The sequence below is a fragment of the Halomonas sp. AOP25-F1-15 genome (assembly GCF_052378675.1).
GTDB lineage: Bacteria > Pseudomonadota > Gammaproteobacteria > Pseudomonadales > Halomonadaceae > Vreelandella > Vreelandella casei.
This window is the reverse complement of the sequence record NZ_JBQSXV010000003.1, coordinates 385,639-409,281: the sequence shown is the minus strand read 5'-3', so window position 1 is coordinate 409,281 and position 23,643 is coordinate 385,639. Positions and strand designations below refer to the sequence as shown.

Genomic DNA, 23,643 nt, shown 5'->3' with positions numbered 1-23,643 from the left:
ATTACCGGCAGTGCTCACCGCGGGCGATAGCGGCAACATCAAACACGCCGGTATCCAGCACCCAGCCGGTCACCAGTGACGCCGGCGTCACATCAAAAGAAGGATTCCACACCGGCGCATTTTCTGGCGCCCAAACGACATCCCCAAAAGCACCGGAGGCGCCACGTATTTCGGCGGCGTCGCGCTGTTCAATCGGAATGTCAGCGCCGGTGGCGCAGGCCTTGTCTACCGTGGTGTAGGGCGCCACTACGTAGAACGGTACCTTATGGTAGTTGGCGACTACTGCCAGCATGTAAGTGCCCACTTTATTGGCAAAGTCGCCATTGGCACAGATACGGTCGGCGCCCACCATCACTTTATCCACTTTACCGGCGGCCATTAGGCTTGCGGCCATGCTGTCCGCAATCAGCTGATAGGGAATATCCAGGTCGGCCATTTCCCAGGCGGTTAATCGGCCACCCTGAAGCAGCGGACGGGTTTCATTCACGTACACATGCAGCGTTACCCCACGCTTTTTAGCCACCGCCAGCGCGCCAATGGCCGTACCGACACCCGCCGTCGCCAGCGCACCGGTATTGCAGTGAGTCAGCACTCGCTCGCCCTCTGCCAACAAATCCGCACCGCGCTCGGCCATACGCAAACACAGCTCGCGGTCTTCTTTAAACAGCGCGGCGGCGCGCTCAGAAAGCGCACCCGGCCCTTGGGCAAAGCAGGCCTCCATGGCGTCCAGGCAGTACATCAAATTAACCGCCGTGGGGCGCGTTGCGCGTAAGCGGTCACTTACCCACTGCCACTCGCTCTCCTGCCCGGGATGTTGCACGGCATACTGCGCCAGCACAAAGGCAGCACTCAGGCCTATTAACGGCGCGCCGCGAATCGCCAGACTTTTCACCGCCACCTGCCAATCCTCTGGACTTGCACAGCGTACCCACGTTTCGGCCTGCGGTAGGCGTGTTTGATCCAGATACTCAAGCGAGTCGGCATACACCCGCAAACTGCGTGATTGAAGATGAGGCATCAGGGGCTCCTTGAGTACTGATCGCAAGAACGGGTGAGGAAGAACGAGTGATAAAAAACGGGTGCGGCACATGGCTTATCAGCCGCGAAGCTTATCATATAGAATGAAGGCCTTTAGAAGCGAAGCGGCGCTGATTCTACGATGAGCATACAAGACGAACTGTTAGCAGCGATTTCCTGGGCGGCCCAGCGTGGCTGGGCGCCGGCTACCGGCGGCAACTTTTCTTCACGTACCGACAAAGGCTATCTAGTGACGGCCTCCGGCGTTGATAAAACCTGCGTGACGGCCAGCGACCTGCTGCTTTGCAACCTGGACGGTGGCGTGCTTGAAGGTGATGGTAAGCCAAGCGCCGAAAGCGACCTTCACGCTGCGCTCTACCGCTTGGACTCAACGATTAGCTGCGTGCTGCACACCCATACGGTTGCCAGCACCGTCCTGTCGCGTCGCTTTCCAGAGGGTATTGAGCTAAGCGGCTTTGAAATGCAAAAGGCCCTACAGGGCAACTCTACCCATGCAGCCACTATTCGCTTACCGGTTGTGCCCAATTCTCAGGATATGAACGAGCTGGCCGATCATGTGCGTGCTGGCTGGCCGATGCCCTGGGGCTTTCTAGTCGTGGGCCACGGTATTTATGCGGTGGGCAGCACCATTGCCGAGTGTCGTCGCCATCTGGAAGCCATTGAGTTTTTACTTGCCTGTACCCTTGAAGAGAGTCGGTGGTCTAAATGAACAAACACCCAGGTCTTGATAGCGTAGATATGAATACCCCAAACATTCGCGCCGTGATCACCGATATCGAAGGCACCACCACGGATATCAGCTTCGTGCATAAAGTGTTGTTTCCTTACGCCCATGAGCAGTTGCCCGAATTCGTTCACAGCCATTCAGCCCAGCCTGATGTGGCCGAGCAGATAGCCGCCGTGCGCGCTGAGCTCAAGGCACCGGATGCCTCGCTGGATAAAGTGATCGAAACGCTGCTCTACTGGATTGAGACCGATCAAAAAGTCACCCCGCTCAAAGCACTACAGGGCATGATATGGGCCGATGGCTATCAGCGCGGTGCATTCAAAGGGCATCTTTATAGCGATGTTGCCCCGCACCTTCGTCAGTGGGCAGAAGCAGGCAAGCAACTTTATGTCTACTCGTCAGGCTCGATTCAGGCGCAAAAGCTGCTGTTTGGTTACAGCACAGAGGGCGATTTAACACCGCTATTCAGCGGTTATTTCGACACCCATATTGGCCACAAGCGAGAAGCCCTGGCGTATCAGCATATTGTCAGCAAGCTACAACTCCCCGCCGATGAAATCCTGTTTCTATCCGATGTGGTAGAAGAGCTGGACGCCGCCAAGCAGGCGGGCATGCAAACATTACAGCTAGTGCGGGAAGGCACTCAGGCGGGTACGCAGCACGCTTGCGTCACAAGCTTCGACGAAATTACTCTGTAGCTTTTAGGCCCGTCACTTTTAAAGGAGCGCTTTTGATGTCGCAACTCAAAGTATTTGCCGATCAGAATCCTAACGATGCGTTAGTGGATACCTGCGACGGCGAGCAAATCAAGGCCGAGCTAAATCGTGTGAACGTGCTGTTTGAGCGCTGGGCAACGCCAGGCGAAATCGCAAACGATGCTACCCAGGACGACATACTGGCGCTTTACCAGGATGACATTGAGCGGCTAAAAGCCCAGGGCGGCTACCAGACGGTTGATGTGCTGCATATGGTACCGACGCATCCCGAAAAAGAGGCCATGCGCCAAAAATTCCTAAATGAGCACCGCCATCACGAAGACGAAGTGCGCTTTTTCGTCAAAGGTCAGGGGCTGTTCTGCCTGCATATTGAAGACAAGGTGTATCAGGTGCTGTGCACCCGCAACGACCTAATCAGCGTGCCTGCCAACACCCCCCACTGGTTCGATATGGGCCCTGCCCCTGAATTCACCGCGCTACGCTTTTTCGATAACGTAGAAGGCTGGGTGCCCCACTGGACCGAAAGCGATATCGCTGGCAAATTTGATCGGATTGATCAGCTTTAAGTGGTGAGTCGTTAATAGTGATTAATGAGTAGTAAGTTGCAAATCGAGGAAGGCAGCTTTAGCGCGCGAACGGCTCATAGCTGCCATCTCATAACACGTTGTTACAGCACTTCTCGTTGGCTGTAAGCCTTAGCTAATTCCATTAGCGCAGAAAGGTCGCCGTAAGCCTCCGGCTCCATAATTAAGGCATGGCCCATCAACACGTTGCGTGCTTCAAGCTTGGCGCGAAGAGCGGGGTCTTCAATCTCTTCGAAATCAGCGTTGTGGGCAAGTGAAAGTACCCGGCGGTGCATTTCGATACCGCAGTAAGCCAGCGCGTCCAGTCGAATTTCATCCAGCAGCGCATCGCAGGCGTCGTCTGCACTGTTGCCCTGTTCCTCAAACAGCGCTCTGGGAAACAGAATGCCGGTGCGCTCGGTTTGCCATAGGTGGCGGAACTCGGCATCAAAGCTTGTGAAGCACGCTTCAATCACTTCGAGAATCCATGCCTGGTAAGCGGCCAGCTCGTCATCCTGGCGGTGTGCAGGCTGGCTAAAGTAGGCCATTAGGAAGTTAGCCACCGCCATCCCCAGATCAAACGCCATCGGCCCGTACTGGGAGAACTCAGGGTCGATCACGCGCACGTCGGTATCAGTCGCCATGATCGAGCCCGAGTGCAAATCACCGTGGAGCATGGTCTCGGTGTTGGCGGTGAATTTCATCAACAGCCGCTGCACCTTGGCTTTTAGGCGCGCGTTGCGGCGCAGCTCATCCACCACCGGTGAAAGCTCCGGCGTGTGGTGATTCATTTCAGCGGCGTAATAGGGGTCGGTAAACACCAGCGATTCGGTAATAGCGGGAATCGCCACGTTGCCAGAAAACAGCCCCACATCCTGCTTTTTCTCAGGGCTGCTGAGCGAAAGCTCTGAGCCACGAAACGCCGTGCGCGCGCAGAATTGGCCGATAGTTTCGCCAAGCTGGGCTACTCGCTCGCCAGCCATTAGCTTGCGGCGCAGAATCGTGTGCGGGTGGAGGTACTCCATTACAAACAGCGCCTGAGGCTTATCGAAGTAGTAAACCTCTGGGGCAATACCGGGTGCGCGCTTGGCCTGACGCACCAGCGCGTAATATTCAAAGTGAGCGCGATACGTCGGTAGCGGCCAGCTCTCACCGACCATGCGCACATAGGGCAGTGCCTGCTTGACCACGACACTGCCGAGGCTTCCGGAGACAATAAACACTAGATTGAGATTGCCGTCGCCTACCTCACGAATATCCCAAGCGGCGGATTCGCCGCCGACTCGACTGGCTATCGCGTCAATACTGCCGAGTCTTGTTGAAAGCGTTTCGACGCTAAGGGCGCGGTAATCTTGATCAATCTCCACTGCTCGATCCTCACGAAACTTTTGCGTATATTCCCGCCCGAAGGCGACACTCAAACACGTTAGTTTTGAAAGGGTAACGCTTAAAGGCGGATAAGGGCACTGTTGCCGTCGCTATTAATTAGTGATTCCAATCTTGCCCGCGGCTCAAGGGCAGCGTTGCTCTGACAAGATTTCGGTCCGGATAGTCAATCAACCAAGCTAGCTATTCAGATTCAGTGGCATTAACGCAACTGACTGTCTTTACTGCCGCGGCGGTTATAACCACTAACATTCGACTGTTTTTTGTCTAGCTCGCTCTGACATGCTACACAGAGCCGAACGCCAGGCATCGCCTTACGGCGAGCCTCGGGAATGGGGTCCCCACACTCTTCACAAACCTCAAGACTTTCGCCCTGGGGCAGTTGGCTACGCGCACGCTGTACCGCATCGTCAAGCGTACTCTCCATTTGCTCCTGTTCGGCACCATCCTTCGCCCAACCACCTGCCATGATTGCGATCCTCGCGTCAGTAATAGGCTTTAAGCATAGCAGTCACGAGGGCCGTACACCGCTACCCCAAAAACATTATGCCCTGAGCCGCCAGCGGGCTTCTTAACTTATCGGGCAACGGCACATCGGTCACTACCGCGTCGTAATCACCTAGTTGACCTGCTGTACAGCGAAGAGGGAGATCAAACTTGGTTTTATCTAACACCAGCACACGGTAACTGGAGTGGGCTAACAGCGCTTCACGGGCCATGGCTTCATCATCGTTATAATCATAAAGCTGACCATGGCTATCCATTCCGCCCACCGACACAATGCCTACATCGGCACGGTAGCGTTGAAAAAAGCGCCAGGCATCGCCGCCAATGACGTCCTGATCGCGACGGCGCACGCGACCACCGGCCACGACTAATTCGCACTTCAACTGACATAGTTTAATCAGCGCATGCAGATTATTAGTCATGATATGCAAGCCTTGCTTGTCGTTAAGCGCATCCGCCAGTTGCTCAACCGTCGTACCGGTGCCTAGAAACAGTGCCTGATGATCTTGCACCAGGTTTGCCGCGCGAGCTGCAATTTGTCTTTTACCCGCCACATTAACAATCTGGCGCTGGTCATAGCCGATATTCTCCTGCTTGGGAAACGGCAGTACTTCGCCCTGGCGACGCAGCACTAAGCCTTTATCGGCTAAGTAGCGAATATCACCCCGCAAGGTCTGCACCGAAACGTTAAAGAGATGTGCCAATGCGTCCAACGATTGGCGGCCCTCTAAGTGAATACGCTGCAACAACAGCTGGCGGCGTTCGAACTGATGCATGTAGACCTCACGACGAAACGAAAGCAAATAGAGCAGAGAACGAAAGATAAAAAGTTTCAAACGAAAGCGTACTGTCACTTTGTTGTAAGCAGATGACAGTAGCTTAGGTGGGGTTCACTCACTTGAGGTTTTCCCATGTTGAAGCGTCCTTTGTTATCTATCCCGGTTTCTGCCCTTGTTACTGCCGTCGCGGTAGCCAGTCTTGCTGTTTCTTTTCAGGCCGTTGCTAACGATAAGCTCGTGCTCTACACCAGCCAGCCCAACAGCGATGCCCAACAAACGGTGGATGCCTTTCAAGCGGCCTATCCAGACATTGAGGTGGAGTGGGTACGCGATGGCACCACGCGGCTAATGACGCGGCTGCGTTCGGAGCTTTCAGCGGGAGTGAGCAATCCAGATGTACTGCTGATTGCCGACAGCATGACCATGGAGTCGCTCAAACAAGAAGGCCTTTTGCAGCCTTACTTAAGCGATGAGCGTCAGGCACATGACGCCGAGCTATACGACCCCGAGGGCTACTACTACGGCACCAAGCTGATCACCACTGGGATTGTGTATAACACCGGCGCTGAGCACCAGCCGCAAAGCTGGCAAGACCTGTTGGGCCCCGACTATGAGGGGCTCGTCACCATGCCCAGCCCGCTTTACTCGGGCGCAGCGTTAATCCATATGGCGGCCATCAGCGCCAATCCGGCACTTGGAGCTGACTACTACGACGCGCTGCACGCCAATCGTACCGAAGCCCAGGGCGGCAATGGTGGCGTATTTAACGCCGTGGCCGCAGGCACTAAGCCCTACGGTATCGTGGTCGACTTCTTACCCATTCGTGAAGCGGCTAAAGGCTCGCCGGTCGCGTTTGTGTTCCCTGAAGAGGGTGTCAGCGCGGTGACTGAGCCAGTGGCGATTATGCAGGACGCCAAGAATGTGGATGCCGCACAGAAGTTTGTGGATTTCGTGCTCTCCGAACAGGGCCAAGCACTGGTGAGTCAGCAGGGATATCTGCCTGCGCGCAACGATGTAACGCCCCCCGAAGGCTTCCCTGCCCGCGACAGCATTACGCTGATGCCAGTGGATATTGAGCAGGCTCTGGAACAAGAAGCTGCGTTGAAACAGCGCTTTAGCGATTTATTCGGCGGGTAATTATGACATCTGCCCTGACCTATAGCAGCCAGCATCGCTGGCTGCTTTCCAGCCTGTTAATCGGCATTGTGCTGCTTAGCCTAGTGCCCAGCGTGCGCCTGCTGATGGAGGCCTTGAGCGACCTTGCTCAAGGCCGGCAGTCTCCACTGTGGCAAGTACTCAACAGCGCCAGCACCTGGCGTGCACTCTGGCACAGCCTGTATACCTCAGGGCTTGGCATGCTGATTGCGCTGGTGCTGGGCAGCCTGTTTGCGTTTGCCATCACGCTCACCAACGTGCGTGGTAAATCGTGGCTGGTGTTCTGCTTCATGCTGCCCATGATGATCCCACCCCAGGTCACTGCGCTTAGCTGGTTACAGCTTTTTGGCCCAGCCAGCCCGCTATTAAAGAGTCTGGGCATGGCACCGCCGCTAGGCAGCCCTCAACCGCTCTACTCAGCGGAAGGCATTGCCTTACTGCTAGGTATTCAAAGCGCCCCGCTGGTGTTTCTGGCTCTGCGCACTAGTCTACTTTCACTGCCCCGCGAGCTTATCGAAGCCGCGCGCATTAGCGGCGCCAAGCAAACCCAAGTGTGGGGCCATATTATCCTGCCCGTTACCCGCAGCGGCTTAGTGGCCGGGGGCTCAATGGCGTTTATTTCGAGCCTGGGCAACTTCGGCATTCCCGCCATGCTGGGCATTCCTGCCGGGTATTTTGTGCTGCCCACGTTGATCTATCAGCGCATGGCCAGTTTCGGCACCGGCGTGCTGGCTGAAATGGCCGCCCTGTCACTGCTGATTGGCTTACTCGCGCTGACGGGCGTGGCACTCCAGCAGCGCCTGATGAGCCGCAGCCGCTTCGGATTAGGTGGCCATAGCGGCCGCTCGCATGATTTTACGCTTGGCCGCTGGCGCACGCTGGTAACGGCAACGCTGGTCGGCATCTTAGTGGTTATTTTAGTCGCACCGCTACTCGCCCTTATCGCCAGCTCTCTGGTACCGGCCATGGGCGTGCCGCTTAACGCTGAAACGCTCACGTTGAACGCTTATGCCGACGTGATTGGTCGTCAGGGTGCAACGTGGCGGGCAGTCAACAATAGCCTATGGCTGGCGGGCAGTGCCGCCGTGGTGTTGATGCTGCTTAGCCTGCCGCTGGCGTATCGATTACAGCGCTTGCCCGAACGCTTGCGTGGCGTAGTGCTCAGCGCGATTGAAATTCCCTACGCCCTTCCCGGCGTGGTGCTGGCGATTGCCTGCATTCTGCTGTTTGTACGCCCACTGCCGATTATTAATGTGGCGCTCTACGGCACGCTGGGGCTTATTTTCATCGCCTATCTGGCGCGCTTTTTGGTGGTTTGCGTCAAGCCCGTGGCCGCCAGCTTAGCGCAGCTTGACCCGTCGCTTGAAGAAGCCGCCCAGCTAGCCGGCGCAGGCCCTTGGCGGCGGCTAGGCGGCATCGTGCTACCGCTGGTGGCACCCGCCGTGTTTGCCGGTGGGCTGCTGGTGTTCTTATTAGCGGTCAACGAACTCACCGTGTCCGCGCTGCTTTGGAGCGCCGGTAACGAAACCCTCGGCGTGCTGATTTTCAATCTTGATGAAGGTGGCGAAAGCGTTCTGGCCTCCGCCGTTTCAGTGCTGGTGGTGATCATGGTTGCTTCATTAATGCTGGCACTTAGTTTACTGGCGCCACGACTACCCAAAGGAGTGATCCCATGGCAGAGCTAATACTGACAAAGCTAATATGGACAAAGCTAATATGACCGGGCTAACCATTGAGCGTGTCACCAAACGTTTCGGTGAACATACCGCCATCGATGAACTATCCCTCGCGGTTGCCCCTGGTGAGTTTGTGGCGCTGCTCGGCCCCAGCGGCTGCGGCAAAACCACCATGCTGCGAATGCTGGCAGGCTTTGAGGCGGTTAACGACGGCACTATTCGACTAGGCAACCGCACGTTGGCAAGTACCGAGATTCATGTACCGCCCGAACAGCGCAATATGGCCATGGTGTTCCAGTCCTATGCGCTATGGCCGCACATGAGCGTGGCTGACAACGTGGGCTATCCGGTCAAACTACGCGGCCTGCGCGGGGCGGCGTATCAGCAAAAGGTGCAACAAGCCCTGGCCTTGGTGGAACTTGAAGCCTACGCCGAGCGAACGCCCCAGGCTCTCAGCGGCGGCCAGCGCCAACGAGTGGCCCTGGCACGCTGCCTGGTCAGCGACCCGTCCGTCGTACTGCTGGATGAGCCATTGGCCAATCTTGACCGCCACCTGCGCGCCACCATGGAGCACAGCTTCCGTGACTTTCATCAGCGCACTGGCGCTACCCTGGTCTACGTCACGCATGACCAGAGCGAGGCGATGGCACTGGCCGATAAAATCGCCGTGATGAAAGCAGGGAAGCTAGTTCAGTGGGGTGCTCCGGAGATGCTCTATCGTGAGCCGCGCACAGCGTGGGTCGCGGGATTTATAGGCCAAGGCAGCCAGCTAAACGTCGCCGCTGGCCGCCCTGGGCAGAAGCTGGAGAGCGCAAGCCTAATGCACGGCCTGAATGCCATGGCGTCCGAGCGCACTCAAACGGTACTGGTACGCCCCGAGCATATTCGGATCAGCCTCTCTGCTGCGATGGCAGACCAACTGCCCGCTCAGGTTGAAAGCGTCATTTTTCGTGGCGAGCGCTATGAGCTCAGCCTGCGTCTGCCCAGCGGCGAAACGCTGCTCGCCTATCACCACAGCGCACCTGAACTGGGTAGTCAAGTCGCTGCCACCCTTCTTCAAGGCTGGTGTCTGGAGCCCGACCAATGACCGTCAACATCGACATTCTAAGCGGCTTAGGCGACAAAGGCCCTGCCGCTATCGTGGTCGAGGCGAACGGCAAACGCCTGCTGCTGGATGCAGGTGGCGCGCTCCATCCCGGTGACACCATCACGTGGGCCAACCGTCTTGATGTAGACGCAGTGCTGATTAGTCACGATCATATCGATCATATTGGCGGTGTGGCCCACCTGCCTGACGATGTGCCGCTGTACTGCACGCCGCTGGTCGCTCAGGCGCTGCCACCTAGCCGCGCCTGGCGACCATTGCCCGAGCGCGGCTCGCTAAACGTCGCAGGCATTGACGTCACCACGGGGCAAGCCGGCCACTCGCTAGGGGGCGTATGGCTGCACTTAGCGATGGGCAACGGCGTATTTTACAGCGGCGATGCTTGCTTTGAGTCGCGGGTGTTCCCGTTCGATACGCCGCCCAAAGCCGCCACTGCACTACTTGACGGCTCTTACGGCAGCTACGATGCCCCGCAAGCAGTGTGCTATCAGCAGCTGCGCCAGCAGCTTCATCGTCCGCTCGCGCTCCCCGTTCCCACCTCCGGTCGCGCATTGGAGCTGGCGCTATGGCTTAGCCAGCTAGCCCTGCAACAGGGAATAAGTTTGGCGATTGATCCAGCAATACGACGTGCCTTGGCAAGCCTGCTTGCTCAGCCTGTCACGCTAAGACGCCCGGGCATCGATGCCGCCATTGCCCGCGTTTTGACAGGTAAGAATGACCCAAATGCCACGCTTCAACTGATTAGCGACCGCGATGACACGCCAGATCAGTGGCCCCATCATCATCTACTGCATACCGGCTATTTAACGCCCGAACGCTGCGCCCAGCTCGCCGCAGGCAAGATAAGCGCGCAGCGCTGGAATGTGCACCTGCGTGCCTCGCACCTGGTGGCACTCACCGATCAGTTAGGCGCTACCCAGACCGTTCCGCTATTTACTCAGCTTACTGATCATGAATTGAACACGTGGAGCAGGCTGCTGGGTAAGCGCCTCTGTACGACTCGCCGACTTAAAGCCGATGCGCGCTCAGCCACTTTTTCGCCACTAAGGAGTTTTGCATGTCCGCAGTAATTGTTGATGTTGACGGTACCCTTGCCGAGTTTCATCCGCACCAGGTCAGCGACTGGGTGCTGGGTAGCCAAAAACAGTGGGAACCCTTCTTCGCCCATATGGCCGAGGCGCCGGTCATTGAGCCGGTTGTCAGGCTGGTGAAAATGCTTAAGGCACAAGGTCAGCAGATTGTGATTTGCAGCGGCCGGCCGGATAGCCACAGAGCGCATACCCAGCGCTGGCTAGAGCGCCACACCATCCCTTTCGATGCCATGTACCTACGCCCTGAGGGCGATGATCATGTGGATGATGAAGAGGTAAAAGCTGCACTTCTCAATCAAATGCGCCGCGACGGCTTCGCCCCCTGGCTGGTGCTGGATGACCGCGATGCCGTGGTCACCCAGTGGCGCGCACTCGGGCTTACCTGCCTACAGTGCGCGCCGGGGGATTTCTAAGCGTGTGCCAAACTGGCGCGATGCTGCCACAACAGTACCGCCAAGGGCACCAGCGCAGCGGGGATCAACAGTAGGTTAAGCGTCGCCCATCCCAAGCTGCTGACCAAAGGTCCTGCGAGCAACGCAGTGATGGCGGCGGTGCCAAACACTAAAAACTCGTTGGCGGCCTGTGTCCGCGCCTTGTCTACCGGGCGGTAGCTTTCAGTGAGCAGCCCGGTAGCGGGTAGGAACGTAAAGTTCCAGCCCAAACCCAGCAGAATCAGCGCCACGTTGAAACCGGCTAAACCGATCCCCCACTGGGCAACCAACGCACTGGCCACCAGCAGCAGGCAGCCTGCCACAATGACCTGCTTGGCGCCGAAGCGGGCGGCCAAATGGCCGGTGAAGAACGAGGGTAAAAACATCGCCACCACGTGCCACTGAATGGTCATTGAAACGTGGTTAAAGTGGTGTCCAGCCCCTGCCATGGCAAGCGGTGTGGCCGTCATGGCCAGGTTCATCACACCGTAACCGACCATCGCCGCGCTCACCGCCACAATGAAGCCGGGCTGGCGGAGTATCTTACCCAGCGGCAGCGGGGTGCCTTCACCATGGGTGCGCGAGGCAGGCGGTAATCTTATTAGCATTAATACCACTAACGCCAATGCGTAGAGCGCGGCCAAGCCCACAAAACTCGCCAAAAAGGGTACGTCGCCAAGCTCACGACTCACCCTTGCTAGCCACGGCCCAGCAAAAGCAGCCAGCACGCCACCGCCCATCACCAAACCAATCGCTCGATCACGTAGCTTGGCGGGTGCCGCCTCCACCGCTGCAAAGCGATACAGCTGGCCAAAGCCAATACCGATACCAATCAACCATGTTGCCAGCAAGAACAACCCAAAACGCTGGCTCATCAACGCTTGCACGGCGACCAGCGCGCCCACCAACCCAACGATGTTACCCAGTATAAAGCCGCGCTTGCGGCCCAGCCTGGCCATGATGAGCGAGGCAGGAATGGTGGCGCACATTAGCCCCAGCCACTGGGTGGCAACCGGTGCGGTGGACCAGGAGGAACTGGGCGCTAACGACGCTCCAATCAGCGGCGAAACAGCAATCAGCAATACATTGCCGGTGACCAACAGCGCTTGGCAGAGCGATAACAAAGCGACCGTTAAAGGCATGAGGCACTCTCCACTGAGGAATCAGCGTAGGAAGAAGCAAAGCGTTGGCGATAGCTATGAGTGTCAGCGCAAAGCCCAATGTCGGCAAGGGCCATTACCCCACCGATAGGGATAAATCTAACCGGTATGCTCTAGCGGCCCCTCCATACGCCGCACGCTAGAAACGAAATCGCTAAAGCGCTCGCCTTGAATCAACACGTGGTCGCTCAATGCTTGCTGCGCCGCCACAGGGTCACCCTTCTCAATCGCTTCTACGATAGTTTTATGCTCGCTCAGCGAGCTATGCACCCGCTGGCGCACCTGGAGCTGCAGGCGCCGGTAGGGCTTGAGGCGTTGCTTTAACTGACGCGCTTCGCTAGCCAAAAAAGTATTGTGGCTGGCGGCGTAAATGCAGTCGTGAAAGCCTTCATTCTCATAATAATACTCGTCGCTATCACCGGCTAAGGCAGCCGCTTCGCACCGTCGATGCGCTTCACGTAGTGCCGTCAGCTCCTGATCGGTGATCCGGCGGGCAGCGAGGCGGCCGCACATTCCTTCAAGCTCGGCCATGACTTCAAACATTTCGATCAACTGGTCGATTCCGACTTTTGCCACAAAGGTGCCTTTCTTGGGTGACACCGTTACCAACCCGCTGGCAACCAGCTGCTGAAAAGCCTCACGCACCGGCGTGCGCGAGACCTGAAACGCCTGCCCCAAGGCCTCAGGGTCGAGCCGCTCTCCAGGGACACGGCGGCCATTAATGATGTCATCTTCGAGAGAATCTCTCAGTCGCTGTGCGTTTGAACGCTTAATGCCCGTCATGTTTTACCTCCTGAATCGTGGCTTATTTCACGCATTTAAAAAGACCATATAGTTGACATTAGCACAGTTAACCGCTATTGAAATATATATCAGCTTGCCTGATGAACACACAAAAGCTAATCCAAAAACATAACAACAAGTGTTGGAGATGCCACATGAAACGCTATTTGATCCCTACCGCGGCTGCACTAGGTCTTGCTATTGCGGCTTCTCATGCCTCTGCGGATACCGTACTACGCGCCTCGCACCAATTCCCCGGTGGCCAGGGGGATGTGCGCGATGAAATGGTTCAGCTCATGGCCCGCGAAGTGGCCGCCGCGGACGTCGGTCTGACCATCGAAGTTTACCCTGGCCAATCACTGTTCAAAGCACGCGAGCAGTGGGGAGCACTGGCGAGAGGCCGATTGGATATCACGTCGCTACCGCTTGATTACGCCAGCGGCCGCCACCCTGAGTTTTCTGCCACGCTGATGCCGGGCTTAGTGCGCAATCAGGCACATGCCCAGCGCCTGAATGACTCCGAATATATGCGGCTCATCAAAGATGTCATTTTAGAAGGTGGCGGGCGCGTACTTGCCGACGCCTGGTTGTCTGGCGGTTTTGCCTCCAGCGAGCAGTGCATAACGTCACCTGATAGCGTGAGCGGGCAGAATATTCGTGCGGCGGGTCCTGCGTTTGAAGAGATGCTGAAAGAGGCAGGCGCATCCATAGCCTCAATGCCCTCCTCTGAGATTTATACCGCCATGCAAACTGGCGTGCTGGAAGCAGCCAACACGTCCTCCATGTCATTTATCTCCTTTCGACTTTACGAGCAGGTTGAATGTTTGACCCAGCCAGGCGACTTCGCACTGTGGTTTATGTACGAGCCGATTTTGATCTCGGAGCAAGTGTGGCAGGGGCTTAACGAGGAGCAGCAAACGGCGCTGATGGAAGCTGGCAAATCGGCACAGGATTTCTTCGCCGACGCCGCGGCGGCGATTGATCAAGAAATGGTCGACCTCTACGAAGAAAATGGCGTTGAAGTCGTCAGCATGAGCGAAGAAGACTACAACGCTTGGCTTGATATCGCCCGCGAGACCTCCTACAAAAACTTTGCTGAGAACGTACCTAATGGCCAGGCCATTATCGATGCGGCTCTTGCCGTTGAGTAAGCAACGGGTTAACACCTAATAGCTCGGCCACTCCGCTAGGCGTGGCCGCCTTATGATGCTTGCTCAGCCGGATGAACAAATATGGCAACCACCACTCACGAACCCTCCTCACGCGGGGGCATTCTTGGCGGCTACATTCGCGCCATGGACGTGCTTTCTCGCTATTCTGCCTACTTAGCCAGCGCGATGTTTATTGCTGGCGTGCTGGTTATCTGCCAGATGGTCTTTGTGCGCTACGCATTGGGAATGAGCACCAGTTGGCAGACCGAGTTCACCATTTTTTCGGTCACCGGGGCGATGCTCATGGGTAGCCCCTACGTCTTAATGACCGGCGGCCACGTCGCAATCACGATTGTGCCCGATGCGCTGGGTGGCATTGCCCAAAAAGGCATGCGCTTAGTGGCATCGCTATTTGGTCTCGGCTTTTGTGCCGCCTTAGCGTATGCCAGCTGGGTTTACGTACTTGAGGCCCTCCACGGCGACTGGACCACGGGCTCGGTATGGAACCCACCGCTATGGCCGGCACTGTTGCCGATGGCCGTCGGCGCGACCCTGCTATCACTTCAGTATGTGGCTGAAATTTTACGTGGGGAGAGCTGAGCATGGATCCCATTACGTTAGGCATTATTGTCGCCATCGCGTTGATTGCACTAATGGCCATCGGCACCCCTATTGCGTTTGCACTGGGCGGCGTATCCCTGCTGGCGCTGCTTTATGATCGCGGTCTTTCCGAGCTTACTTACTTCGGGGAGACCTTTTTTGATCGCATTGCGGAATTTGGCTTTGTCGCCATTCCCATGTTCATTTTGATGGGCGCTGCGGTGGCATCCTCGCCCACGGGGCGTGATCTGTATCGCTCGCTGGATCTGTGGATGGGTAAGCTACCCGGCGGCTTGGCCGTTTCCAACATCGGCGCCTGTTCGATTTTTGCCGCACTTTCAGGCTCGTCACCGGCGACCTGTGCGGCGATAGGTAAAATGGGCATTCCTGAAATGCGCAAACGCGGCTACCCCGACGGCGTTGCGGCGGGCTGTATTGCCGCCGGCGGCACCTTGGGGATTTTGATTCCGCCGTCGGTCACCATGATCATCTACGGGATTTCCACCGAAACCTCGATCGGGCGGCTGTTTATTGCCGGCGTGGTGCCGGGCTTTATGCTCGCAGGCCTGTTTATGACCTGGACCATGATCGCCTGCAAAAGAGCCGGGGGTTATAGCAACCCAATGGCGGAATCCGCCGAGCGGCTAAAACAGACCGTCAAGCAGAATGTCGATACCAACATGAAGGCATTGGTACGTGTACTGCCGTTTCTCGGCGTGGTAGCGGGCATTCTATTTGCTCTTTACGGCGGGGTGGCAACACCCTCGGAGGCAGCGGGCGTCGGTGCATTCCTCTGCTTGGCGCTGGCTATTCTTATCTACCGCATGTGGCAGCTGGGTCCGATTAAATTGATCATGCGCGACTCGCTGCGCGAAAGCGTGATGATCATGCTGATTATTGCCACCGCCGAAGTGTTTGCCTACGCGCTGTCTTCAATGTTTATCACCCAAACCGTGGCGGCCGCGATTGCAGATTTAGAAGTAAACCGCTGGGTACTCATGGGGGTGATTAATCTTTTCTTGCTGGTAGCCGGCTTCTTCCTACCGCCCGTCGCCGTGATCGTGATGACTGCGCCGATTTTATTGCCTATCATTTTGGCGGCCAACTTCGACCCCTACTGGTTTGCCGTCATTTTGACCATCAACCTGGAGATCGGCCTGATCACGCCACCGGTGGGCCTTAACCTATTCATTATTAAAGGCATCGCGCCGGATATCTCGTTGCGCAACATTCTGATGGGCAGCTTGCCCTACGCGCTATGCATGGTGCTGGGTATGTTGCTGCTTTGTCTTTTCCCAGGCATCGCCCTGTGGCTACCTAATTTGATCATGGGTTGAGGAGCAAATAATGAACATGATGTTTCTTCAGGAGCTGTTCAACAACATCACCCAGCGTGATGCTCTGTTGCGACGCCGCCAGCCTGAGACGCTAACGCCCGACCACCGCCAGCTAGTCAAAGCCTGCCAAGCGCTGCTTGAAAGCGATGGGGAAGCCTCCAGCATCGCCTTGGCAAGTCGCGCCTTAGCGATCTATCAACGCCTTTCAGATGCTGAAAAAAGCAGCTTCTTTGCTCGCCTATCAGCTGACTTCGCGGCCGAGCCAGATCCTATCGACGCTGCCTATGCAAGCTACCATGAGGCCCGTGACAATGACTCACTGCAACGGCTTTTCGAGGCCTGTGAGCCACGTCGTCAGGAGCTCTTCCGGCGTTTGAATCTGGCCAGCGACGGTACTTTTGAGCTGGTTAAAATGCGCGAAGACTTACTAAGATTATTACGCGAACAGCCTGAACTGGCTGCGATTGACGATGATTTTGACCATCTATTCGGCTCTTGGTTTAACCGCGGTTTTTTGATGCTCAAGCGTATTGATTGGAACACGCCGGCCTCAATTCTAGAGAAGATTATTCGCTACGAAGCAGTCCATGAAATTCAAGACTGGAACGATTTGCGTCGACGCCTAGACGCTCGCGACCGGCGCTGCTTTGCCTTCTTCCATCCGGCGATTGGCGACGAGCCACTTATCTTTGTCGAAGTCGCGCTGCATAAGGGTCTGCCGAGCCGTATTCAGCCCATCTTATCTGGAGAGGTGTCTGGCGAGATGTCCGGCGAGAGACCTGGCAATAAAAAAGGACTCAATGATCCGGATGACGCCGATACCGCGGCGTTCTTTGGCATCAGCAACTGCCAAACGGGGCTACGCGGAATATCTTTTGGCAACTTTTTAATCAAGCAGGTGGTTCAGGAACTGTCTCAGGAACTGCCGCAGCTTAAATACTTTGTGACGCTTTCGCCGGTGCCCGGCTTCGCTCAATGGCTGCAAGCCCAGCGTGATGATGAACAGCTGCCCCAGCCGCTGCGACAGACACTCAAAGCGCTTGAAACACCGGCGTGGCATCAAGATAAAGCCCATGAAGAGCAGCTTAAAGCCGCGATTCGCCCGCTGGCCGCGCGCTACTTGGTGGATGAGAAAAACAGCCATGGCCTGCCGCTAAATCCGGTCGCGCGTTTTCACCTGGGCAACGGTGCTGAGCTGCACCGCATCAACTGGTTAGGCGACACGTCCGTCAAGGGGTTTCAACAGGGCGCCGGCTTAATGGTCAACTATCTATATGTGCTGGACGATATCGAGCACAACCACGAAAACTATACCGCCAAGGCCACCGTTGCCTGCTCAAATGAGGTGCGCGACCTCGCTCGTCGCGCGCGCAAACTGGCTAAGGGAGAAACAACCAAATGAGCCATAACCTATTTACAACGTTTGCCGCCAAGATGCGCGAGCGTGCTGATGCCGCGTTTATTACCACGCGCGAAGGTCGCCACTACAGTTATACCGATGCGCTGAACATGAGCGCGCAGCTTGCCGGAGCACTAACCGAGCTTGGCGTAAAACAAGGCGATCGTGTCGCCGTCCAGGTCGATAAAAGCCCCGAAGCAATCCTGCTTTATTTAGCCTGTCTACGCATCGGCGGCGTTTATCTGCCCTTAAATACCGGCTACACCGGCGATGAGATTCGCTACTTCTTAAATGACGCCGAGCCTGCGCTTTTCGTTTGCCGGCCCAAGGCAGCAGATGAGGCGCGCGCATTGGCCGCAGACACCGGCTGCCCAGCGGTAGCCACCCTGGGCAGTATCGCAGACGGCACCTTGATGGACGACGCCCGCCAGTCAGCACCACGAGAAGATATTGTAACGCTCGGCGAGCGCGATCTGGCCGCTATTTTGTATACTTCGGGAACCACGGGGCGCTCAAAAGGCGCCATGCTCACGCATAAGAACCTTGCCTCTAATGCACAAACCCTCTTAAAAGCATGGCGCTTTAGCGCAGATGACCGGTTAATTCACGCCCTCCCCATCTTTCACACCCATGGTCTATTCGTTGCCTGCAACGTCACTCTGATGGCGGGTGCTAGCATGCTGTTCCTGCCTAAGTTTGATGCCGATATCATCTTTGATGAGCTGCCCCGTGGCAGCGTGATGATGGGCGTTCCCACCTTCTATACTCGGTTAGTACAGGATGAGCGCCTAACCCCAGAAGCTACCGCCAACATGCGGTTATTCGTCTCCGGCTCAGCCCCGCTGACCGCTGAAACGCATGAAGCCTTTGAGGCTAAAACGGGCCATGCGATTCTTGAGCGCTATGGCATGACCGAAACCAATATGAATCTTTCCAATCCTTATGAAGGCGCACGCCGCGCGGGCACCGTCGGCATGCCGCTCCCCGGCGTGGAAATGCGCATTACCAACCGTGAGACCGGCAATGAGGTGGCGCATGGCGAAATAGGCATGCTGCAGATTCGCGGCCCGAACGTGTTTATCGGCTACTGGCGGATGCCTGAAAAAACCCGTGAAGAGCTGCTCGATGATGGCTTTTTCATTACCGGGGATCTCGCCATGGTCGACGATCAGAGCTATGTGCATATCGTCGGCCGTGACAAAGACTTAGTGATTTCCGGTGGCTACAACGTCTACCCCAAAGAAGTCGAGCAAGTGATCGATGAGCTTGCGCAGGTCGCTGAGTCAGCGGTGATTGGCTTACCCCACCCTGACTTTGGTGAGGGCGTAACGGCGGTAGTCGTGCGCCAACAAGGCGCTGATGCTGAAGAAAACACGCTTGAAGAAGCGGCAGTGATCCAACATTTAGACGGGCGACTGGCCAAGTACAAGCAGCCCAAGCGGGTGTTTTTTGTCGATGAGCTGCCGCGTAATACTATGGGCAAAGTACAGAAAAATGAGCTGCGTAAGCAGTTCAATGACACCTATCGCTCGTCTTAACTGCCCGCTCTACAAGCATACTCATCCGAGCCTTTGGCCCCGCCGCGTGCGGGGCTTTTAGTAGGCCTCTTCTGGGAAAAGGAACCATTTGCTTCACTAAGTGTTAAGGTGAAACCACTTAACGAACGATGGAGCAAATCGCCTTGACTCAGCCTACCGTCACTAATGGTATAACCGCCGCCGAACTGTATCGTATAGTAAGCCAGCCATCGTCCAGCAGCGACGACGCTGCAACGATCGAGTGGCCCCAGGCGACAATCAGCCTGGATGAAACGAATCAAACGCTGATTTGGGAACTTAACGATTACGGCAACTTGCCGATGACGCTTTCGCGCAGCGAAAATGAGTGGATCGCGATGGCGCCCATTGTGGCGGTGGAAAGCGTGACCAAAACCGCTGAACTGAACGACGTGCTGCTGCGTCAGGGTATTTCACTACCGTTAGCCTCTGTCGGCATTGTAGAAATCGACGGACAAGATGTTTATGTGGCCTACGGACAGCTGTTTGGCGACTCCAAGCTTGAATCCATTTGCGCTGAGCTGCACGCCACGGCCGCTGCCGCTATGGATGTCGCTGAACTGATTCAAACGCACTTCGTCTGATACCGATTAATGTACCGTCGCCTCTATGGTCACTATTGATAGGGTTAATATTGATAGCGATTAGTCGTTGTAGGGCGGCGGTGAGATAACGATATTTTTTAAAAGAGACTCTCTATGTTAAGCAAAATCATGACGGCCCTGCGCGGTAAAGCGAATGAAACCGGTCAAACCGTGGTGGATTCACAGGCACTGCGCATTTTAGACCAGGAAATTCGCGACTCGGAAAACCACCTTAGCCAATCGAAAACCGAGCTCACCCGCTTAATGGGCCAGCGCCAGTTAAACAGCAACAAAGCGGACACCTTGGAAAGCAAAGTTGCTGAGCTGGAAAAAAGCGCTGAGGCGGCACTCGATAAAGGTGAAGAAGAGCTGGCGGTGGAAGTAGCCGAGCGCATGGTCGCGCTACAGGATGATCTCGAAGCAGAGCGCGCGATCGTCAGCGAATACGATGCCAGCATCGAAAAACTGCGCGGCGCGATTCGCGGCACCGACAATCAGCTTCGCCAGCTTAAACAACAGGTTAGCGTTGTAAAAGCCACTGAGTCGGCGCAAAAAGCCCAGTCGGCCGTCGCGGCTCGTCATTCCGGCCAAAACAGCGCCATGAGCAGCGCGATGGAATCTCTTGAGCGCATCAAAGAGCGTCAGCAGCTTAACTCAGCGCAAATGAGCGCGGCGGATGAAATGGCGGCAGAAGAGAGCGGAAGCTCGCTTGAAGCGCGTCTAAAAGCGGCTGGTATTGGCGGCACACAGCGTAAAGCCGATGATGTACTAGCGCGCCTGAAAGCGAAGAAAAGCACCGCACAAGAGTAAAAGCTCATCGCTTGTATGACCAAGCTGCTGAGCAGCCGTATTCACTAACGAGGTAGGCCATGTTTGACACCCTCAAGGCACTTTTTCGCGCCAACACGCAAAAAGCCCACGAACCGAGCACAGGCCGCTCGGTAGCCGCAGGGTTGCCCACCGGCATCAGCCAGGAAGACCTCGAAGGACTGCGGCTGGATGGGCGCGTCAACATTAAGCTGATTGGCCTACGCGCCCACCAGGACGCTCTGTTTCGCTGGGATGATGACGCCTATCATCATATCGCCGCTGTCGGGCACGTTGACCTGGGGCAAGGGGCACACTTAGTGCGCTTTTACTTAGACAACGACACGTGGCTGCAGGCCAACATTGAGCATGGTCAGGTACTTGAATATAAGCTATTCGACTTTTATCGTGTTGCCCATCTGTCGGATGCCGAGTTTGACGATGTCGTAAACGGTGAAACCAAGCAGCCCGACGGCATCGGCGCGCAGACTATCGCCCTTGCTTCGACAGATGATGAGCCTCGCACCTGCAGCTATGAGCGTGCCTGGGGAAACGGCGAAAGCCTGTGGTCACCGCCGGTGATCTTTGAAGAACAGGTAATGACCACGGAAAGCATCGTCGCACGCACGGTCATACACCATGCCATGCTGTACGAGCGCACAATACAAGATACTGAGCGCATGGAGTATTTACTGCTAAGCGCTGAAAACGATGGTGAAGGTGGCTATATGCTGGTGCAAAACGTCGGTGTCGATGTAGCCTCCGTCGACATTGATGCGGTGTAACCCGCTCGATAATTTTACAATCTAAACAAGCCTCTCGAAGGAAATAAGTACCATGGTAAATTACCTCTACGGCCTGCCGTCATTTTTGGCATACCTAGTGACCGCGATCGTTCTGTTAGCCGCTTTTATGTACTGCTACAGCCGTATTACGCCGCACAACGAGTGGGCGCTGATTCGGGCAGGCAATGCCGCTGCGGCCTCTGCTTACGGCGGCTCCATTCTAGGTTTTACCATTCCGCTGTATGGCGCAATGGCGCACTCGATCAACTTTATCGATTTTGTGCTTTGGGGCGTCGTGGCCTTTATCGTCCAGTTGGCAACCTTCTTCGCGGTTAAGCTATTTTTGCGTAAGCAGGGTGAAAGTCTTTCTCAGCACATCACCGAAGGTCATCAGGCTTACGGTATTTTAATGGCAAGCGTAGCCGTGGCCGTTGGCTTGCTCAACGCCGCTTCGATGACTTGGTAATGATGGCATAGCAAAGGAGAAAGCCGGTATGTCTACACAAGATCGCACCCCGCATTTGCCACGTCGTAAGCGTAGTGGTCGCCTTACCTTAGCGATGATGGGTGCCAGCGCATTTGGTCTCACCGCCTGTGGTCAGCCGCCTCAAGAAGAACAAATCACTGAAGTCGACTTCGATGAGCCGAAAAGCTTTCAGAGCGTCGATGAGTGCGTTGCAGAGAATGTTTATACGCGCAGTGCCTGCGAAGATTCCTACAAGGCTTCCTTAGAAGCGGTGCCGCGTTATAACACGCTTGAAGAATGTGAAGCGGAAAACGGCGAAGGCGCTTGCGCCGCACCCACTGAAGAACAGTCCCAAGCCGCCACTGGCAGCACGGGTGGCAGCTGGTTTATGCCCGCCATGATGGGTTATATGGTCGGCAGCATGATGTCCAATACTAGCCGTGGTCGTTCCTTTGAGCGGGTTTACCAAGAGCCGGTATACCGCAACCGCCAGAACCAGGGCAACTGGAACACCGCCTCTAACCAAGCCACGCAGCGCGTATCTCAGCGCAACGAGTCAATGCGTAGCTCTGTGGCCCAGAATCGCCAGGCCGCGTCTCAGCGCAGAGGCTTTGGCTCGCGCTCTTCGGCGCGGGGTGGCTGGGGCTCCTAGCCATCAGCGGATACGACTATGCTACGAATCGATATCCCTGAACGCAAAGAATGGAAAGCCCTGGCACAAGAGCTGGGGTTTCATTTTCATACGATTGACGGGGAGCCCTACTGGAAAGAAGACGCCTACTATCAGTTCACCATGGAACAGGTGGAAAGAGATATTGAAGCGCCTACCGAAGCGGTGCATGAGATGTGCATGGAGCTGGTCGATAAAGTCTGCCACTCCAATGCACTCATGCAGCGTTTGGCTCTACCCGAGCACATGTGGGACAGCATCCATAACTCATGGACATCAGGCCAGCCGCATCTTTATGGGCGGATGGACTTTGCCTACTCCGGCGACGGCCCGGCCAAGCTACTGGAACTCAATTACGACACGCCCACCTCGCTTTACGAAGCCGGTTTTTTTCAGTGGGTGTGGCTTGAACAGGCGATTGCTCAAGGCATTCTGCCGCGCCACGCCGACCAGTACAATTCGATTCAAGAACGGCTGATCAATGCCATGGCACACCTTGGCGATCGCCTGGACGCACGCACGCTGTATTTTTCCTGCATCAAAGATAACGCCGAAGAGCGTGCCACCGTGCACTATTTACAGGATGTGGCCGTACAAGCGGGCCTGAACGCACCGTTTATCTTCACCGAAGATATCGGGCTACAGCCCGGTGCCGAGCACTTTGTTGATTTAGATGACCAGCCTATCCACGCGCTGTTCAAACTCTACCCGTGGGAAGAAATGGCCGATGATGCCTTTGGCGAGGCTATTCCGCAGTTAAACACGCACTGGTTTGAGCCTCCCTGGAAAGCCATCCTGTCTAACAAAGGTATTTTGCCGCTCTTGTGGGAGCATTTTGAAGGCCACCCCAACCTGCTTCCGGCGTTCTTCGAGAATGCCAGCAGTCCACCGCTGCCAGCGGGCTGGGTGCGCAAGCCGTTCTTCTCACGGGAAGGCAGTAATGTAGAACTGATTACCCCAGCTGGCCAGCACGAAGCCGTGGGCGGCCCGTATACTGACAGCCCTTGGATTCGCCAGGCGTACCATCCGATGCCTCGCTTTGGTGACAACCACGCCTTAATTGGCAGTTGGGTCGTCGGTGACCGCGCCTGCGGCATGGGGATACGCGAAGACGTAGGGCGCATCACCAAAGACTCCTCCTGCTTCGTGCCCCACGCGATTGTGTAATATG

General features: G+C 56.1%; 25 protein-coding genes. 19 read left to right on the top strand and 6 right to left on the bottom strand.

All coding sequences use genetic code 11. From position 1 onward, the window contains the following. Position 1: 1 nt before the first annotated feature. The gene (gene mtnA, locus ACT3TF_RS07810) at positions 2-1,018 is read right to left on the bottom strand and encodes an S-methyl-5-thioribose-1-phosphate isomerase (protein ID WP_444671954.1); all 1,017 of its coding nucleotides are present in this window, start codon (positions 1,016-1,018) and stop codon (positions 2-4) included. 141 nt (positions 1,019-1,159) lie between these two features. Between mtnA and mtnB the strand changes: the two genes are divergently transcribed. From mtnB to ACT3TF_RS07795, 3 genes are read left to right on the top strand one after another with little or no spacing between them, the layout of a single operon-like run. Next, a complete protein-coding gene (mtnB, locus tag ACT3TF_RS07805; protein ID WP_444671953.1) occupies positions 1,160-1,747 on the top strand; it encodes a methylthioribulose 1-phosphate dehydratase in 588 nt (195 codons plus the stop codon). Beyond that, positions 1,744-2,463, top strand: coding sequence for an acireductone synthase (gene mtnC / locus ACT3TF_RS07800; protein WP_444671952.1), 720 nt, complete (start codon positions 1,744-1,746; stop codon positions 2,461-2,463). Before mtnB ends, mtnC begins: the two co-directional genes overlap by 4 nt. Positions 2,464-2,498: 35 nt before the next feature. After that, positions 2,499-3,047, top strand: a complete 549-nt coding sequence (locus ACT3TF_RS07795) for a 1,2-dihydroxy-3-keto-5-methylthiopentene dioxygenase (RefSeq protein WP_444671951.1) — start codon at positions 2,499-2,501, stop codon at positions 3,045-3,047. A 101-nt stretch (positions 3,048-3,148) separates the two neighbouring features. Here the strand turns inward: ACT3TF_RS07795 and mtnK are convergent, their stop codons facing one another. The 3 genes from mtnK to ACT3TF_RS07780 all read right to left on the bottom strand — a co-directional run bounded on the left by mtnK (position 3,149) and on the right by ACT3TF_RS07780 (position 5,713). Next, positions 3,149-4,411 (bottom strand): S-methyl-5-thioribose kinase, encoded by a 1,263-nt coding sequence (gene mtnK, locus ACT3TF_RS07790; protein ID WP_444671950.1) that lies wholly within the window; start codon positions 4,409-4,411, stop codon positions 3,149-3,151. A 221-nt stretch (positions 4,412-4,632) separates the two neighbouring features. Continuing rightward, positions 4,633-4,899 carry a DksA/TraR family C4-type zinc finger protein gene (locus ACT3TF_RS07785; protein ID WP_444625010.1) on the bottom strand — a complete coding sequence of 89 codons (267 nt, stop codon included), beginning with the start codon at positions 4,897-4,899 and terminating at the stop codon, positions 4,633-4,635. Positions 4,900-4,960: 61 nt separating this feature from the next. After that, complete coding sequence (locus ACT3TF_RS07780) at positions 4,961-5,713, bottom strand: DeoR/GlpR family DNA-binding transcription regulator (protein ID WP_444625009.1); 753 nt, start codon at positions 5,711-5,713, stop codon at positions 4,961-4,963. Positions 5,714-5,848: 135 nt separating this feature from the next. Here ACT3TF_RS07780 and ACT3TF_RS07775 point away from each other — a divergent pair, with 135 nt between their 5' ends. From ACT3TF_RS07775 to ACT3TF_RS07755, 5 genes are read left to right on the top strand one after another with little or no spacing between them, the layout of a single operon-like run. Next, a complete protein-coding gene (locus tag ACT3TF_RS07775) occupies positions 5,849-6,853 on the top strand; it encodes an ABC transporter substrate-binding protein (RefSeq protein WP_444671949.1) in 1,005 nt (334 codons plus the stop codon). A 2-nt stretch (positions 6,854-6,855) separates the two neighbouring features. Beyond that, the gene (locus ACT3TF_RS07770) at positions 6,856-8,556 is read left to right on the top strand and encodes an ABC transporter permease (RefSeq protein ID WP_441686269.1); all 1,701 of its coding nucleotides are present in this window, start codon (positions 6,856-6,858) and stop codon (positions 8,554-8,556) included. Positions 8,557-8,587: 31 nt separating this feature from the next. Further along, positions 8,588-9,634 carry an ABC transporter ATP-binding protein gene (locus tag ACT3TF_RS07765; RefSeq protein WP_444671948.1) on the top strand — a complete coding sequence of 349 codons (1,047 nt, stop codon included), beginning with the start codon at positions 8,588-8,590 and terminating at the stop codon, positions 9,632-9,634. Further along, positions 9,631-10,722, top strand: a complete 1,092-nt coding sequence (locus ACT3TF_RS07760) for an MBL fold metallo-hydrolase (RefSeq protein ID WP_444625005.1) — start codon at positions 9,631-9,633, stop codon at positions 10,720-10,722. The genes ACT3TF_RS07765 and ACT3TF_RS07760 overlap by 4 nt, the downstream gene beginning before the upstream one ends. Then, positions 10,710-11,156, top strand: coding sequence for a phosphatase domain-containing protein (locus tag ACT3TF_RS07755; protein WP_096277731.1), 447 nt, complete (start codon positions 10,710-10,712; stop codon positions 11,154-11,156). Before ACT3TF_RS07760 ends, ACT3TF_RS07755 begins: the two co-directional genes overlap by 13 nt. On the opposite strand, the gene ACT3TF_RS07750 is transcribed toward ACT3TF_RS07755, so the two are convergent. Next, on the bottom strand, positions 11,153-12,316 hold the full coding sequence (locus ACT3TF_RS07750; RefSeq protein ID WP_444671947.1) for an MFS transporter: 1,164 nt from the start codon (positions 12,314-12,316) through the stop codon (positions 11,153-11,155). The genes ACT3TF_RS07755 and ACT3TF_RS07750 overlap by 4 nt on opposite strands. Positions 12,317-12,433: 117 nt before the next feature. Next, positions 12,434-13,117: a GntR family transcriptional regulator gene (locus ACT3TF_RS07745; RefSeq protein WP_441686261.1), complete on the bottom strand. Its 684-nt coding sequence runs from the start codon at positions 13,115-13,117 to the stop codon at positions 12,434-12,436. A gap of 155 nt (positions 13,118-13,272) precedes the next feature. Between ACT3TF_RS07745 and dctP the strand changes: the two genes are divergently transcribed. From dctP to ACT3TF_RS07690, 11 genes are all read left to right on the top strand, one after another. Next, entirely contained in the window at positions 13,273-14,268 is a 996-nt protein-coding gene (dctP, locus tag ACT3TF_RS07740; RefSeq protein ID WP_441686259.1) for a TRAP transporter substrate-binding protein DctP, read from the top strand. Between the two features lie 81 nt (positions 14,269-14,349). Next, positions 14,350-14,868, top strand: coding sequence for a TRAP transporter small permease subunit (locus ACT3TF_RS07735; RefSeq protein WP_444625003.1), 519 nt, complete (start codon positions 14,350-14,352; stop codon positions 14,866-14,868). A 2-nt stretch (positions 14,869-14,870) separates the two neighbouring features. Next, on the top strand, positions 14,871-16,205 hold the full coding sequence (locus tag ACT3TF_RS07730) for a TRAP transporter large permease (RefSeq protein ID WP_441686255.1): 1,335 nt from the start codon (positions 14,871-14,873) through the stop codon (positions 16,203-16,205). Positions 16,206-16,215: 10 nt separating this feature from the next. Next, on the top strand, positions 16,216-17,607 hold the full coding sequence (locus tag ACT3TF_RS07725) for a malonyl-CoA decarboxylase (RefSeq protein ID WP_444671946.1): 1,392 nt from the start codon (positions 16,216-16,218) through the stop codon (positions 17,605-17,607). Next, the gene (locus ACT3TF_RS07720) at positions 17,604-19,142 is read left to right on the top strand and encodes a malonate--CoA ligase (RefSeq protein ID WP_444671945.1); all 1,539 of its coding nucleotides are present in this window, start codon (positions 17,604-17,606) and stop codon (positions 19,140-19,142) included. Before ACT3TF_RS07725 ends, ACT3TF_RS07720 begins: the two co-directional genes overlap by 4 nt. A gap of 143 nt (positions 19,143-19,285) precedes the next feature. Continuing rightward, positions 19,286-19,744: a DUF2170 family protein gene (locus ACT3TF_RS07715; RefSeq protein ID WP_225734159.1), complete on the top strand. Its 459-nt coding sequence runs from the start codon at positions 19,286-19,288 to the stop codon at positions 19,742-19,744. A 114-nt stretch (positions 19,745-19,858) separates the two neighbouring features. After that, positions 19,859-20,554: a PspA/IM30 family protein gene (locus ACT3TF_RS07710; RefSeq protein ID WP_096277713.1), complete on the top strand. Its 696-nt coding sequence runs from the start codon at positions 19,859-19,861 to the stop codon at positions 20,552-20,554. Between the two features lie 59 nt (positions 20,555-20,613). Beyond that, a complete protein-coding gene (locus ACT3TF_RS07705; RefSeq protein ID WP_441686247.1) occupies positions 20,614-21,336 on the top strand; it encodes a DUF2491 family protein in 723 nt (240 codons plus the stop codon). 52 nt (positions 21,337-21,388) lie between these two features. Continuing rightward, complete coding sequence (locus ACT3TF_RS07700) at positions 21,389-21,802, top strand: DUF350 domain-containing protein (RefSeq protein ID WP_096277709.1); 414 nt, start codon at positions 21,389-21,391, stop codon at positions 21,800-21,802. A gap of 28 nt (positions 21,803-21,830) precedes the next feature. After that, a complete protein-coding gene (locus ACT3TF_RS07695; protein WP_096277707.1) occupies positions 21,831-22,454 on the top strand; it encodes a DUF1190 domain-containing protein in 624 nt (207 codons plus the stop codon). A gap of 18 nt (positions 22,455-22,472) precedes the next feature. Then, positions 22,473-23,639, top strand: coding sequence for a glutathionylspermidine synthase family protein (locus ACT3TF_RS07690; RefSeq protein ID WP_096277705.1), 1,167 nt, complete (start codon positions 22,473-22,475; stop codon positions 23,637-23,639). Positions 23,640-23,643: the final 4 nt, after the last annotated feature.